This is a genomic window from Streptomyces sp. NPDC038213 (assembly GCF_055600495.1).
In genome coordinates this window covers 1-13537 of record NZ_JBVJYM010000047.1, presented here as the reverse complement: position 1 = coordinate 13537, position 13537 = coordinate 1, and the positions used below count along the sequence as shown (strand labels likewise).

13 protein-coding genes and 1 pseudogene are annotated in these 13537 nt (G+C 72.2%); 12 read left to right on the top strand and 2 right to left on the bottom strand.

The window, feature by feature from the left end:
* Positions 1-3 precede the first annotated feature (3 nt).
* From ACZ7JZ_RS34510 to ACZ7JZ_RS34500, 3 genes are read left to right on the top strand one after another with little or no spacing between them, the layout of a single operon-like run.
* The gene (locus ACZ7JZ_RS34510) at positions 4-1335 is read left to right on the top strand and encodes a UDP-N-acetylglucosamine 1-carboxyvinyltransferase (protein WP_470946704.1); all 1332 of its coding nucleotides are present in this window, start codon (positions 4-6) and stop codon (positions 1333-1335) included.
* Positions 1332-2354 carry a serine hydrolase domain-containing protein gene (locus ACZ7JZ_RS34505; protein ID WP_470946701.1) on the top strand — a complete coding sequence of 341 codons (1023 nt, stop codon included), beginning with the start codon at positions 1332-1334 and terminating at the stop codon, positions 2352-2354. The genes ACZ7JZ_RS34510 and ACZ7JZ_RS34505 overlap by 4 nt, the downstream gene beginning before the upstream one ends.
* Before the next feature lie 18 nt (positions 2355-2372).
* Positions 2373-3395: a UDP-N-acetylmuramate dehydrogenase gene (locus ACZ7JZ_RS34500; protein WP_470946699.1), complete on the top strand. Its 1023-nt coding sequence runs from the start codon at positions 2373-2375 to the stop codon at positions 3393-3395.
* Between the two features lie 184 nt (positions 3396-3579).
* Here ACZ7JZ_RS34500 and ACZ7JZ_RS34495 read toward each other — a convergent pair whose 3' ends face one another.
* The gene (locus tag ACZ7JZ_RS34495; RefSeq protein ID WP_470946695.1) at positions 3580-4095 is read right to left on the bottom strand and encodes a hypothetical protein; all 516 of its coding nucleotides are present in this window, start codon (positions 4093-4095) and stop codon (positions 3580-3582) included.
* Positions 4096-4177: 82 nt separating this feature from the next.
* Between ACZ7JZ_RS34495 and ACZ7JZ_RS34490 the strand changes: the two genes are divergently transcribed.
* Positions 4178-5413: a helix-turn-helix domain-containing protein gene (locus tag ACZ7JZ_RS34490; protein WP_470946692.1), complete on the top strand. Its 1236-nt coding sequence runs from the start codon at positions 4178-4180 to the stop codon at positions 5411-5413.
* Positions 5410-5964 (top strand): flavoprotein, encoded by a 555-nt coding sequence (locus ACZ7JZ_RS34485; protein WP_470946689.1) that lies wholly within the window; start codon positions 5410-5412, stop codon positions 5962-5964. The genes ACZ7JZ_RS34490 and ACZ7JZ_RS34485 overlap by 4 nt, the downstream gene beginning before the upstream one ends.
* 277 nt (positions 5965-6241) lie before the next feature.
* On the opposite strand, the pseudogene galE reads toward ACZ7JZ_RS34485, so the two are convergent.
* Positions 6242-7237, bottom strand: a pseudogene (galE, locus tag ACZ7JZ_RS34480) (UDP-glucose 4-epimerase GalE).
* A gap of 820 nt (positions 7238-8057) precedes the next feature.
* Between galE and ACZ7JZ_RS34475 the strand changes: the two are divergent.
* From ACZ7JZ_RS34475 to ACZ7JZ_RS34445, 7 genes are all read left to right on the top strand, one after another.
* On the top strand, positions 8058-8753 hold the full coding sequence (locus ACZ7JZ_RS34475) for a hypothetical protein (protein WP_470946686.1): 696 nt from the start codon (positions 8058-8060) through the stop codon (positions 8751-8753).
* A gap of 496 nt (positions 8754-9249) precedes the next feature.
* The gene (locus ACZ7JZ_RS34470) at positions 9250-9642 is read left to right on the top strand and encodes a hypothetical protein (protein ID WP_470946683.1); all 393 of its coding nucleotides are present in this window, start codon (positions 9250-9252) and stop codon (positions 9640-9642) included.
* 56 nt (positions 9643-9698) lie between these two features.
* Positions 9699-10109, top strand: coding sequence for a hypothetical protein (locus ACZ7JZ_RS34465; RefSeq protein ID WP_470946681.1), 411 nt, complete (start codon positions 9699-9701; stop codon positions 10107-10109).
* Positions 10110-10202: 93 nt separating this feature from the next.
* On the top strand, positions 10203-10763 hold the full coding sequence (locus ACZ7JZ_RS34460) for a hypothetical protein (RefSeq protein ID WP_470946678.1): 561 nt from the start codon (positions 10203-10205) through the stop codon (positions 10761-10763).
* A gap of 126 nt (positions 10764-10889) precedes the next feature.
* On the top strand, positions 10890-11336 hold the full coding sequence (locus ACZ7JZ_RS34455; protein WP_470946676.1) for a hypothetical protein: 447 nt from the start codon (positions 10890-10892) through the stop codon (positions 11334-11336).
* Between the two features lie 100 nt (positions 11337-11436).
* Complete coding sequence (locus ACZ7JZ_RS34450; protein WP_470946674.1) at positions 11437-12441, top strand: DUF932 domain-containing protein; 1005 nt, start codon at positions 11437-11439, stop codon at positions 12439-12441.
* Between the two features lie 112 nt (positions 12442-12553).
* A complete protein-coding gene (locus tag ACZ7JZ_RS34445) occupies positions 12554-13186 on the top strand; it encodes a hypothetical protein (protein ID WP_470946672.1) in 633 nt (210 codons plus the stop codon).
* The last annotated feature ends 351 nt before the right edge of the window (positions 13187-13537 follow it).

The window sequence follows — 13537 nt, the reverse complement described above, 5'->3', positions numbered from 1 at the left end:
ACCATGACCACCAACGCCCTCACCACCCGTGCAGCCGACCAGCAGCTCATCCGGATCACCGGCGGCCGCCCCCTCACTGGCCGCATCCAGGTCCAGGGCAGCAAGAACATCGCCCTGCACCTGTACGCCGCCGCCCTGCTGGCCGACACCGATCTCCTCCTGCACCAGGCACCGGCGATCCTCGACACCGGCGTCTGCGCACAGATCCTCACCCACACCGGCACCCACACCCACGCGCCCGGCGACGGCACGTTCCATGTCGTCCCCACCCCGTGCCTGCGGCCGGTCATCGACCGCGACCTCGGCGCGAGGGTCCGCACCACCGCAGTCCTGGCCGCCGCAGTCCTCGCCCGCGCCGGATCCGTTTCCTTCCCCGTCCCCGGCGGGGACGCCTTCTGCCCGCGCCGGATCGACCGCCACCTCGCCGCCATGGAGGCCGCCGGCGCCGAAGTCACCGTCGGCGAGAACGGCCGCACCATCGGCGCCGCCGTCCCGCCCGGTCGTCGGCTGCACCCGTTCCGCGTGGACGTATCCACCCCTTACGGCCCCTCCCTCGGCGCGACGGTCACCGCCGCTCTCCTGGCAGCCCGCACCCCGGGGGAGTCCCTCATCACCAGCCCGAGCATCGAGCCCGAGGTCACCGAAACCCTGCGATTCCTCGCCGAGCGCGGCGTACGGGCGGCGTGGGACGACGAGGGCCTCCACGTCCACGGCGCCGACCGGATCGAGGGCGGCGAGTTCACCGTCGCCGGGGACCGGATCGAGGCCGCCACCATGATCATGGCGACCGCCGTGACCGGCGGCGCCATCGAAATCGACGGCATCACCCTGCCCGAACTCCCCGAAGCCCAGCGCCAAGTCTTCGCTGAGGCGGGCCTGATACTCACCGCCCACGACGGCGGAACCCGGGCCGCCCTCGGCCCTGGCGGCCTGCGCGCGGTGCGGGCCCGAACCGGTCCGCACCCCGGCCTGCCCACCGACACCGCCCCGCAGCTCGCCGCCCTGCTCACCCAGGCTGCCGGTACCAGCCACCTCTACGAGGGCGTCTATCCCCAGCGCGACACCCACGTCGTACCGCTGCGCGCGTTCGGCGCCGACATCGCCGCCGACGGCCCGGCCATCCGCATCCACGGCCCGGCCCGGCTCCGGGCGGCCGACGTCCAGGCGGCGGACATCCGGGCGGTGACCGCGCTGCTGATTGCCGCCCTGGTGGCCGACGGCACCTCTACGATCGGCGGCATGTACCACCTCGCGCGCGGCTACGGCCGCCTGCTGCCCAACCTGGCCGCGCTGGGTGCCGACATCACCACCACCGCCGCGGAGGCCCGCCGATGACGCTCGTCCCGTTCACGTCCGCCGACACCGCCCGCCTCGCCGAAGCCCTCGACCACGCTGTCACCGACGGCGCCACCCCCGGCGGCGTCATCGCCCTGGGCACCCTCGGCGAGCCCCCGCGCTTCCTCAAGGCCGGCCGCATCGCCGAAGAGCTCGGCGACACCGCACCCTGCCCCGACACCGTCTACGACATCGCGTCCCTGACCAAGGTGGTAGCGACCTGGCCGCTCGTCTGCCAGGCCCTCCACGCCGAAGCTCTCTCCCGGACCGCCCCGGTGCGCGACTTCCTGCCCTGGACCGAGGGACCGGTGCCCAGCGGGGAGGCCACGATCGAGCAGCTCCTCACCCACACCGCCGGCCTGAAGGCCTCCACACGCCTCGACCACTACCGCGGCACCCAGACGCCCCTGCACGAACTCCTGTGCCGCGAAGCCCTCGAAACCGAGCCCGGCACCCACCGGTACATCAACCGCGGCTACATCCTCCTCGGCCTGGCGCTCGCCCACGCCAACAGCCGCCCCCTCGACGAACTCGCCCGCACCCTGTGGGACGACCTCGGCATGAGCACCACCACCTACGGCCCCGTCGCCCGTACCCCGCAGGTCGCCCCCACCGAGCAGCGAATCCCCGGTTCACCCCGGATCTGGGGCCAGGCCCACGACGACAACGCCGCCCTCCTCGGAGGGGTCGCCGGCCACGCCGGAGTGTTCTCCACCGCCCGCGACCTCGCCCGCTACGCCGAATACCTCATCGACCCCGCCAGCCGCCTCCACGGCTGGCTCCGCTCCTCCATGCTCCCCCTCGCACCGATCGAGCCCGGCCTCGACCGAGGCCTGTCCTGGATCTGCGCCCCCGGCAACGTCGCCTACCACCACGGATTCACCGGCACCAGCCTCTACCTCAACCCCGCCGCCGGCCGCTACCTCACCATCCTCACCAACGCCGTCTACCACGGCGAAGCCCGCAAGAAGATCGCCCCCCTGCGCACCCTCGCCCTCAAGACCATCACCGCCACCTGACCCGCAGGGAGGCCCGCCATGGGACAGCACCAGCTGTCCGACCACACCACACTGCGCCTGGGCGGCCCCGCGCCGCTCTGGCTCAGCCACACCCACGACGCCGACTGGCCCGACCTCGCCCGCACCGCCGCCGCGCACCCCGAACGGCCGTTCACGCTCGGCGGCGGCAGCAACACCCTCGCCCCCGACCACGGCACCACCCGGCCGGTCATCCACATGGCCACCCGCGGCATCCACATCCGCAACCTCGCCGACGGGCAGGTCGAGGTCACCGTCGCCGCCGGCCACCCGTTCGACGACCTCGTCGCCCACACCGTCGCCGAAGGCCTCTCCGGCATCGAGTACCTCGGCGGAATCCCCGGCACCGCCGGGGCAGCGCCGGTCCAGAACGCCGGAGCTTACGGGCAGGAGATCGGCGACCGGCTCATCGCCGTCACCGCCCACGACTGGACCACCGGCCGAACCACCCGGATCCCCACCGCCGAGTGCGGACTCGGCTACCGCACCAGCAGGTTCAAGCAGCAGCCCGGCCGGTGGACGATCCGCTCCCTCACTCTCCACCTGACCCCCTCCACCGCGGCGGCCCCCGTCACCTACCAGCACCTCGCCACAGCACTCCGGGCCCCATTGGGCAGCAGGCCCCCGCTCGCCGAAGCTGCGGCGGCCGTACTGCACGACCGCGCCGAGCGAGGGCTGCTTCTGCCCGAGACCGGTCACGACCACCGGCAGGCCGGCTCCTGCTTCCTCAACCCCACCGTCACCGACGACCAGGCCCGCAGCCTGCGCAGCCAAGGCGCCCCCGTCCACCGCACGCCCTCGGGCACCTGGCGGGCCAGCGCGGGCTGGCTGCTGGAGGCCTGCGGCTACCGGCCCGGCACCGAGGTGACGCGCGGCGTCCACTGCTCGACGCGCCGCACCCTGACCCTTACCGCCCAAGCCGAGGCCACCGCGTCAGGATTCCGGGCCGCCTTGGAAGCGATGACCGCGAACGTGCACAGGGCCACGGGAATCGCCCTGGACCCGGAGCCCACGACCGTCTGAACCGGCGGCCCGGATCCGGCGTTGCGTCTCTGCGCGCTGTGGCCCCTCCCAGACCAGGAGCGCCCAAGGTCTCCGATGGCCCCGTACCAGGACCGGTGGTCCGCTTCTTAGCTACTCGTCGGCCGCCGGCCGAGCGGCACCCCTGCGACGAGCCGTGCCTCCGGACCGTCCAGCGCCGCGGACATCACAACGCCGCCGCGGGCAGCGCCCGTCGGTCGATCGTGCACAGTGCCTCGTGCAGCTCCCGCGGCTCGACCCGTGCTGTGAGCCCGGGGAAGGATGAGCCCTCACCGGAATCCCGCCACAATCTCGGCGACGGATCCCGTGGGTGGCTCAGCCAGGATGCGGTCAGGTTGCCGCCGTCGTACTCCACCGGCACCACCAGCCACGCCCCGAGGGACAAAGGCTTAACACCCCTCACGTCGTCCCACAGGTGGGGCCAGCCTGCGTCGACCACCACCGTCAGTTCCTGCCGGAGCCGGTTGGCGAGGACCGAGTACCCGCCGTTCACCTGCAGGTTCATGGCGTCGAGGGCGTCGAGGCCGCGGCGCATGCTGCTGATCACGACCGCGTCCAGGCCGGCGCCGCAGGGCACGAGGCGGGTGGCCTTCTGCCCGGCCGTGACCAGCCTCCCGTACGTTGTGTTGTCGATTTCGAGCATGGAGGACCACGAAGTCGTGGAGTTTCGAGACTGGGTCATGCTGGCACGGTAGGGGCGCTATACCGGAGTACGACCACACGATGTGTGTGGGTTGTCCTTCGCACCCTGAGAAGGCGCCGCCATGACCTCCGTCCCGTTCGGCCACCGTGTCCAGTACTGGCGCACCCGCCGCAATCTGACCCGCCAGGAGTTCGCCAGCCTCATGGGCAGATCGGTCCGGTGGGTCGAGGAGCTGGAGGCCTCCCGCCGCCAGGCCGACCCCCAGCTGTCCGTCGTCCGCCTGGCCGCGCTCCGGCTGGGCATCACCCCCGAGAGGCTCCTCGCCGAGGTCATCGACACCGAGTGCGGCGGCGCCGCGGAAGCCGAAGCCGTGCGCCGCGTCCTCCAACGCCACGACATCCTCACCGGGACCTGCGACAGCGGCCCGCCACGGTCCCTCGACCAGCTCCGCCGGACCCTGACAAGCGCCCGTGACGGGTTCCAGGCAGGGCACTTCGCACAGCTGGGGACCACCGTCCCCACCCTCCTGGTCGACGCGACCGCCGCGACACAGCACTACCGCGGCGAGGACCAGCTCACCGCGTACGGCCTCCTGTCCCTGTCCCTGGAGCTGGCCGAGGCCGCCGCCGTCAAATGGGGCGACAGCGAACTGGCCGTCCTGGCCGGACACCGCGCGGTCACCGCAGCCGAACGCAGCGGGCACCCCGTCATCATGGCCTCCGCCGCCCGCCACCTCGGCGACGCCATGAGCCACCACGGACAGCCGGCCGCCGCCGCCCGTTTCGTACTCGCCGCCGCCGAACGGCTCCACACCGACCTGCTCGCCAGCGGCCCGGACGGCCTGTCCGTCCTCGGCATGCTCTACCTCAAAGCCGCCATGGCCACCGCAGCCGCCGCCGGGGCCGACGACCGAAACCCCGCTGCCATCGCCCGCCAGGTACCCGGCCTCCTCGACCAGGCTGACGAGCACGCACACCGGCTCGGCGCCGACGACAACCGCCTCTGGACCGCCTTCGGCCCGACCAACGTGGACTGCTACCGGGTCTCAGCCCGCGTCGAACTCAACGAGGGCGGCGCAGCCGTCGCCGCAGCCGCACAGATCCCCGCCGACGCCCTCAACGCACTGCCCCGCGAACGCCGGGCGCACCTGCTCACCGACCGGGCCCTCGCGGAGATGCAGGCCGGCCTCTACGAAGACGCGGTGGAGACCCTGCTGGAAGCAGAACGACTGGCACCCGAAGAGGTCCAGTGCCGCCCCCGCACCCGCACCACCGTCGAGAACCTCCAACTTCTCGGAGCCGGCCGCGCCGAGGCACGCTTGCGCGCCCTCGCAGATCGCTGTGGACTGCCCCGGTGACCACCAACGTGCTGTACGTCATCGCCTGCGCCGCCCCGCCCGCCCGCCGCCTCCACATCCCCATCCAAGCCGCCCAGAAAGCCGGCTGGGACGTCTGCGCCGTCCTTAGCCCGTCCGCTTACCGGTGGGCGTCCGAGGACTCCGAGGACGAGATCGAGATGCTCCAGACCCTGACCGGCCACCCCGTCCGCCACCAGTACAAACTCCCCTCCCAGGAGGACGTCCTCCCGGCCGCGGACGCCCTGCTCGTCGCCCCGCTCACCAGCAACTCGCTCAGCAAATGGGCCACCGCGGTCTCCGACACCCTCGCCCTGGGACTGCTCACCGAAGGAGTCGGGCTCGGACTTCCGATTGTGGCCCTGCCGCACTGGAACAGCGCGCAAGGCGCCCACCCGGCCATCGCCCGCCACGTCGAGACCCTCCGCGCCGCCGGTGTCACCGTCCTGCTCGGCGAAGGCGGCTTCACACCCCACCCCGCCCGGCAGGGCAACCTCGACGCCTACCCCTGGCAGGCCGCCATAGACGCCCTCCCCGTACTCCCCCGACTCTGACCACCGAAACCGAGTCGCCGGGGGCCGCCACTCCCACTGGGCCCCGCGGCGGCATCGGCCATTGCTCCAGGACGGTCGTAGAGGGCGGTCGGCTGGATCGCCGGCCGCCGGTTCCTCACCGGGCTGGGCATCCCCTACCTCGTCTACCACGACGCCCCGGCAGAACACAGATCGGACACCGCGTGGCTCACCCCCGCGATGTCCCGTCTCCTCACCCGCGAAGACGGCCTCCACCCGCGCCGGACCACCGGCAGCGACGGGTGAAGACAGTGCGGGGTCAGTCCTGTAGCAGCTTGTCCCGGACGGGGATCCAGTCGAGTGCGGACCGGATCCCCTCCTCGAGGGACAGCTTCGGCGTCCATCCGAGGAGTTCGGCGGCCCGCCTGCTGGTGGTGTAGCCGCCGGCTACGTCACCGGGCCGCGGGTCGGCGTCGACGGTGGCCAGGGGCGTGTCGACGACGTTGTTGAACGCGGCGCACAGCTCCCGGACGGTCGTACCGGACCCGGTGCCCAGGTTGACCGCGGTCGACCGCTGCGCTCCGGTCAGGACGGCGTCGAACCGCTGGATCGCCGCGATGTGGGCGGCGGCGAGGTCCCACACGTGGACGTAGTCGCGGATGCCGGTGCCGTCGCGGGTGGGGTAGTTCGTACCCGTGACGGGGAACGGCCTGCCCTCCTGGTGGGCCTGGATGAGTACGCCCAGGGCGTGGCTGGGCCGCTTGAGCTGGAGGCCGGTGCGCAGATGGGGGTCGGCGCCGACGGGGTTGAAGTACCGCAGCGACAGCACCCGCGGCCCCGCCGCGGCGATGTCGGCGAACATCTCCTCGCAGACGGCCTTGGTACGGGCGTAGGGGCTCTGCGGCGCGAGCGGCGAGTCTTCGTCGACCGGGGAGCCTTCCTCCGCCCGGTAGATCGACGCCGAGCTGCTGAAGATGATCCGGTCGCACCCGTTGCGGTGCAGGTGGCCGACGAACGCCAGCGACTTGGCGACGTTCGCGTCGTAGTACCCGATCGGGTCCGCGACCGACTCCGGGACCACGATCAGCGCCGCGCAGTGCACCACCGCGGAGATCTCCGGGTGCTCCGCGAAGATCCGGTCGACCAGCGGGCCGTCGGCGATGTCGCCCTCCTAGAAGGTGCGGCCCTCGGTGAACTCCCTGCGCCCGCGGACGAGGTTGTCGAGGATCACGGGTGTGATGCCCGCGTCCAGGCAGGCCGAGGCCACGGTGCTGCCGATGTAGCCGGCGCCGCCGGCGACGAGGACGGTTGTCACGATTTTCTCTTCCCGGTCGTTCGAGGCTCATGGGTCGACGGGCACCCAGGCTAGTGGCTCCGCGGATCGTCCACCGCCACCGCGGTCGCCAGCAGTCGGCCCACATCAGCGCCGGACCGTGCAGAGCCTGCAGGACCTGCCCCTCGGTCCAGCCGGCGCACCCCTCCCGGGCTCCGGGCGTGTGGGGGTGCGGCATGGGGTGAATGAAGGGGTCAGCTATGGGGTCAGCGTTGGGGTCAGCAATGGGGTCAGGGATGGGGTGAAGAAGATTTCGGTGGCCCGGGGCATCGTTGCTGCTCAGAGGCCTGATTTCAGGTGGTGACTAGCCGGACTTATAGGTGGGAGGGGGTGGGAGGAAGCGAGGAAGGAGCGAGGAGAAGGGGGAGCAGGGTGAGGGAAGAGGGGGAGGGAGTTGGTTGGTAGAGCGGGGTGGAGAGGGGGAGAGGGGCGAAGGGAGTGCGGGAGAGGGAGAGGGGCGAAGGGGGTGCGGGAGGAGGAGAGCGAGGAGAGTGCGGGAGGAGGGGGGAGGGAGCGGGGGAGGCCGGGCGAATGGGCAGGAGGAGGGAAGGGGGCGTGTTGGTGGTGGGGGAAATAGATGTGGCCGACGCCCACTTCCGCGTGTGCGGGTGGCAAGGGCGCCGGCCGACCGAAGAACACACCGTGAAGGAGTGCCTACAACATCGAGCATAGCGCCCGCGCGGGGAGGCGACGCACGCGAACGTCGCAATTGCGTTATGGTTTTTCCTCGTTGTGCGTAGCACGTTGGCCCCGCACCTTGCGGGTGCCTCGGTGTGCCTCGTTCTGTGAGAGGTCAGGGAGCATGATCCGGGTTGGGCGGAACGCCGTGGGCCGTACGGAGCTTGCCGAGCTCCTGGGGATGAAGTGGGCGACGTTCCGCAGCGTCATGCCCTACACCGCGGGGGACTTCCCGGCGCCGGTGAGTTCTGAGGGTGCGCAGGTGCTGCTCTGGGACGAGGAGCAGGTGGTGGCGTATCGGGACGGCGATCCGGTGCCGGTGATTCCGGCGGTGGACCACGATGGGGACTTGCTGGATCGTCGTGAGGCCGCGGTGGTGCTGGATGTGAAGCCGCGGAGTGTGGACAGCTACAAGAACGACGCGGGCCTGGCCGACAATGTGGTGGTGGTGGCCGGGGTTGAGCACTGGCCGCGGGCTGCGGTGCGTGCGTACGGTGCGGCGCGGGGGACGATGTCGGCGCCGAGCGGCCGGCCGAGGGGTTCAGGCGACATGGTCCCGCGGGACCTGCTCCCGGGCCGGATCGCCGAACTCCTTGACGAGGACCCGGCCGTGACGGCCGCGCACGTGGTCGACGTCCTCGGCATCGCGATGCCGACTGCGCAAAGGCACCTGCAGCAGGAGCGCGCCGACCGGATCGTCGCGCAGATGCGCGCCGAGCCGGGCCTGGACGCCGTCGCGGCAGCAGAGCGCCTCGGCTACCCGCCGGCGGTCCGCCGGGTCGCCCTGAAGACCGCACAGGACCTCTACAACGCCCCCTGACCCCCATCCGCCCCGACAACTTGATATTCCGCGTCCCTTGAGGGGGCCATGGCCGGCCGGCTGTGGTCCCCTCAGAGCGTTTGGCCCGGGGTGGGGCGGGCGTTGCGGGGCCGGTGCCGACCGGGGCGGCCGGCTCCGCTGCGCTGCGCCGTCCGCCCCTCCCGGGTGGGGGCGGGGCGGGGACCGCCGCAGGGCCTGTGTGCCGGGCTCCGCTGCGCTGCGCCCGGACCGAGCGCTGCGCGCTCTCACACCGCCCCCGCGGCGGTCCCCGCCCCGCCCCCACCCGGGCCGTCCCCGGCCCCGCGATGCCCGCCCCACCCCGGGCCTACAACCCCTCTGACCTGCGAATACATCACTCTTTCGGGGACAAGGAAACAGCCTCCGCGACCCCCAAAAACGTCAGAGTCGCGATAGAATTACATTGTTGGTGAGGGCAGGCAAGGCCCCGCCAGTGACCGAAGAACACACCCCCGCCCCCGCGATCTGAGGGAGAGCTATGTCTGTTCGTCCGGAGTTCCTGGCTATCGAGGTGTCGCCGTCGGGCGGTTTCCACGTCATGGGCTGGTCGCCGGAGATGACCCCGCAGGCCACCCTGCGAGCGGACTCCGTCGCGTACGAGGGGCTGACGGGCCGTCTGGGGATGTGGACCGACCACTACGCGGCGCAGTGCCGCGAGCCCGGCAACGCGCCCGTGGAGAAGCTCCTCGCGCTGTACCGGCGCCCGCGCGCGGTGACGGGCCGGGCCCTGTTCACCGGCCCCCGCACCGACACCGGGGCCGGGGCGCAGGGGCTGACGTTCGACCAGGTGGTTGTGGTGCTGGACCGGCTGATGGCGCACGAGGGGCCGTCGCTGCGCACCCTCACGGTTCCCGCCCAGCGCACCCGCTAGCCGCCGACCCCGGGGGCCGGTCGTACCGGCCTTCGGGGCACCCAGGAGGGAACCCTATGGACATCCTGATGTTTCTGGCGGTGCGGGAGGCGCAGAGCCTGTTGCACGGTGTCAGCACGGCGGCCGGGGACGGCTGCCACGTCCTCACGGTCGGCAACGGGGCCCGGACGGCTCATGTCCCGTTCCACCGCAGCGGCGGCCGCACGTACTACGGCCGGGCCGCCGGGATCGCCGACGCCGCCATGACGCTGGCCCCGGTGCTGAACACCTCGCTCTACGGCGCCGTCCTGCGTACCCGGTCCGCGGACGGTGGGGACCGGATCTGGGGCTGGTCGGTCGCCGGGCACCGGGCGCGGGCGCTGTCCGCGGCCGAGGTCCGCGGTCACTACACGGCCGACGCGGTGACCGGTGAGCCGCTCCCGGACCTGGGCGACCGGTTCACCGACGCCCCCGAACTCAGCCTGTAGCAGCCCAGCCCCACCAAACCAATCCACCCCAGGGGCGGGGGAGTGGCACCCCCGCCCCACCGAAGAAGAACCGAACCGAAGGGAGACCCTGTCGTGGGATACGACCTGTACATCGAGAACGGCCCGGACGCTGCCGAGATCGCCAGCGCCGAGGAGGGCCTGAAGCGGGCCCAGTCCGCGGGTGCCGGTGTGTACGAGGCGTACGAGGCGCTTCAGGACGCCGACGTCTCGTACTTCCGCTTCAACATCTGGGGCATGGGCACGGCCTGTGAGCTCATGCAGGCCTGCGGGATGCTGACCGAGGACGAGGCGCCCGCGTGGCCGGACTTCGGGGCGCCGGGTCTGGACGAGGCGATGGAGACGCTCCAGGAGTCGCCGCACGACGAGGCCGCGCGCAAGGTCGTGGACGAGGCCGCGGCCGGGGCGGAGCGCACCCGCACCGCCGACCCGGGCGGCCCCGGCATCCCCGCCTACAAGCTCTCCTCCAACGACGACTGGCTGGTTACCCCGCGCGAGATCGGGGCGGCCCTGAAGGCCTACGGAGCCGCCCCGGCCGAGGCCCGTGAGGCCGCCGTGCGGGACTGCGGCCAGTGGGCGGCCTGGCTCGACTTCCTGACCCGCGCCCAGGACCGCGGCGGCTTCCGCGTCCGCTGACCCACCCCCCGGGGGCGGGGGAGCCAGCGACTCCCCCGCCCTGCGCACCGGCCACCACCCCAGGGGACGGAGACCACCGCCCCCGCACACCTGCACACCCGCACAGCTTCAGAGAAGGGCATATCCATGAGCATCAACCACCCGACGGCCGGCCGAATTCGCGTGATGAGCGATGCCGTCAAGCGCAGCCTGCGCATCCTGCGGGGGCTCGCCGCGGTCGCGGGCGAGGGCGAGCACGGGCTGTTCATCACCCTTCTGACGTGCCGGGGTGTGGAGTCGGTGGAGTGCACGATCACGGGCCCCGTGCTCGACGAGCAGAACACGGACCACCAGGTGGTGGAGGCGGGCAGGCTCCTGGCGCTCACCAGCCGCGGGGCCAGGGCGATGGTCGTCCTGAACTCCCCGGACCCGGACGGCACGGTCACCGTCCGCTCCTGGGCCGTGTACGCCGACGTGACGGCCCTGCCCGCCACCGCGGAGCAGACCCTCATCGCGCACTGCATCGCGGAGGGCCGCGACGACGACAACCCCGCCCCCGGCTACCGGTTCGCCGACGCGCCCGCCCTCCCCTGACCCTCACCACCCCGCACCGCCGGGGCGGGGGAGTGGCACCCCCGCCCCGGCCCGTACCGAACCCGGACACACCCGGACACCCAACTTGGAGGAGAGCACGATGGCACACCAGATCGAGCAGTTCACCGACGGCACCGCAGCCTTCGCCAGCGCCCGCCAGAGCGCCTGGCACCAGCTCGGCACGGTCACGTCCGAGGCGATGACCGCGGAAGAGGCGATGCGCCTGGCGTCCCTCTCCGACTGGAACGTGCGCCTGGTCGGCCTGACCGCGACCGAGTTGTCGGCCGACGGGGCGAGCGTGCTGGAGGTGCCGAACCACCGGGCGAGTGTGCGCACCCACCCGAAGACCGGGCGGCCGGAGACCCTCGGCGTGGTCGGTCCGGACTACATGCCGGTCCAGAACGAGGAGCACGCCGAGTTCCTGAACATGCTCGTGGACGAGTCCGGCGCGCACTTCGAGACCGCCGGATCCCTGAAGGACGGCCGTCAGGTGTTCCTGACCATGAAGCTCCCGCAGACCCTGACCATCGGCCGCAGTGACGCCGTGGACCTGTACATCGCGGCGTTCAACTCCCACGACGGCAGCAGCGCGTTCCGCACGGTCGTCACCCCGGTACGGGTGGTGTGCGCGAACACGCTCCGCGCGGCCCTGGACGACACTCGCAGCAGTTACACGGTCCGGCACACCTCCGGGGCCCGCGGCCGGATCGCCCAGGCCCGCCAGGCCCTCGGCCTCACCTTCCGCTACGCCGAGGAGTTCGAGCAGGCCGCCCAGCGCATGCTGGACCGCGAGATGTCCACCACCATGCTGCACAAGGTCGTTGACAAGCTGTGGCCGCTGGCCGGGGAGGACAGCCCCCGGAAGAAGACCAACCGCGACCAGCGCTGGGCCAGCATCCGCCGTCTCTTCGAGGAGGCGGACACGCAGGCCGGGATCCGGGGCACCGCGTGGGCCGGGTACAACGCGGTCACCGAGTACGCCAACCACATCGCGCCCGCCCGCGGCACCAGCCCGGATGCGAAGAACGCCGCCCGCGCCGAACGCATCATCAACGGCACCGCCGACAACGTCATGGAACACGCCTTCCGCCTCATGACCGTCTGACACCCCTTCGCCGCCGCCCGCGGCACGGTACACCCCGGGTGCGGGTGGCTCCGCCATCCGCACCCGGGGATCCAGTCCAGAGTTCATCCGACTCACAGAATGAGACACAGCCATGGTCGCGCGCACCGTCGAGTACCACGGAAGCCAGCCCCGGTTCCACGGCCGCCGCTTCGAGGCCCGCCCCGAAACCGACTGCCCGTACCGCCGCGCCCACGAGGACGACGACCGTTACCCGACCGACCGCCTGGTCCTCACCGACCCCGACACCGGTACGGACGTCCTGTTCTGCGTCCGCCCCACCTCCGTGACCGAGATCGCCCCCGACGGCCAGCCGCTCACCATCCCCGCCGTCAACGGCGACTGGGTGGTCCTCCCCGGCGGGACCGAGGTCGTGTTCGCCTGGCAGGAGCCCGCCCACCGCTTCGGCTCCGACCCCTGCGACGAGATCCACTACTACGCCCGCTCGGGAGGCCGCTGGTACATCCACACCCGCCTGATTCCGCTCCGCGGGGCCCCGATCTGCCGTTCCCGGTACAGCAGCCCCCGCGACCGCGCCCTGCGGTTCCTGACCCTGTCTCAGGAAGACCACATCACCGCCCTGTGGGAGCTGCGGGACATGACCGACAGCCCCGCGTACGAGCGCGAGGCGGACAGCCTGGAGCGCGTGGCCCAGCAGCTCGACACGATGCCCCAGCCCAGACGGGCCGATGCTGCTGCCAGCAGCCCGCGGAGCGGGCAGGCCTGAAGGCGAAGCCGCAAGGCCAACCCCCGTACGCAGTCCGGGGGTTCAGGGGGCTCGCACAGCGAGCCCAGGTCCGCAGCGAAGCGGAGGACCCCCGGCCGAAGGCCGGCCACCAGGCCCGCGAAGCGGGCCGCCCCCTGGGCGCGCAGCGCTCAGACCCCCGAAGCGAAGCGGAGGGGACGGCCCCCCGAAGGGGGGCCCGCCGAAGCGCAGCGGAGGCGGTTCCTTGCCCAGCGCGCAGCGCTGGGGGACCCGCTCCGAAGGAGCGGGTCAAGGCCTGCGAAGCAGGCCCCACCGCGCGAAGCGCGGTGGTTCTTTCCTACGCGCGCAGCGCGTAGGAACCCGCTCCGCGGG

Coding starts and splice junctions, on each gene's coding strand:
- ACZ7JZ_RS34455 (WP_470946676.1), top strand. CDS start 10,890: ATGAGCATCAACCACCCGACGGCCGGCCGAATTCGCGTGATGAGCGAT.
- ACZ7JZ_RS34495 (WP_470946695.1), bottom strand. CDS start 4,095: ATGACCCAGTCTCGAAACTCCACGACTTCGTGGTCCTCCATGCTCGAA.
- ACZ7JZ_RS34475 (WP_470946686.1), top strand. CDS start 8,058: ATGATCCGGGTTGGGCGGAACGCCGTGGGCCGTACGGAGCTTGCCGAG.
- ACZ7JZ_RS34470 (WP_470946683.1), top strand. CDS start 9,250: ATGTCTGTTCGTCCGGAGTTCCTGGCTATCGAGGTGTCGCCGTCGGGC.
- ACZ7JZ_RS34505 (WP_470946701.1), top strand. CDS start 1,332: ATGACGCTCGTCCCGTTCACGTCCGCCGACACCGCCCGCCTCGCCGAA.
- ACZ7JZ_RS34465 (WP_470946681.1), top strand. CDS start 9,699: ATGGACATCCTGATGTTTCTGGCGGTGCGGGAGGCGCAGAGCCTGTTG.
- ACZ7JZ_RS34490 (WP_470946692.1), top strand. CDS start 4,178: ATGACCTCCGTCCCGTTCGGCCACCGTGTCCAGTACTGGCGCACCCGC.
- ACZ7JZ_RS34510 (WP_470946704.1), top strand. CDS start 4: ATGACCACCAACGCCCTCACCACCCGTGCAGCCGACCAGCAGCTCATC.
- ACZ7JZ_RS34445 (WP_470946672.1), top strand. CDS start 12,554: ATGGTCGCGCGCACCGTCGAGTACCACGGAAGCCAGCCCCGGTTCCAC.
- ACZ7JZ_RS34500 (WP_470946699.1), top strand. CDS start 2,373: ATGGGACAGCACCAGCTGTCCGACCACACCACACTGCGCCTGGGCGGC.
- ACZ7JZ_RS34450 (WP_470946674.1), top strand. CDS start 11,437: ATGGCACACCAGATCGAGCAGTTCACCGACGGCACCGCAGCCTTCGCC.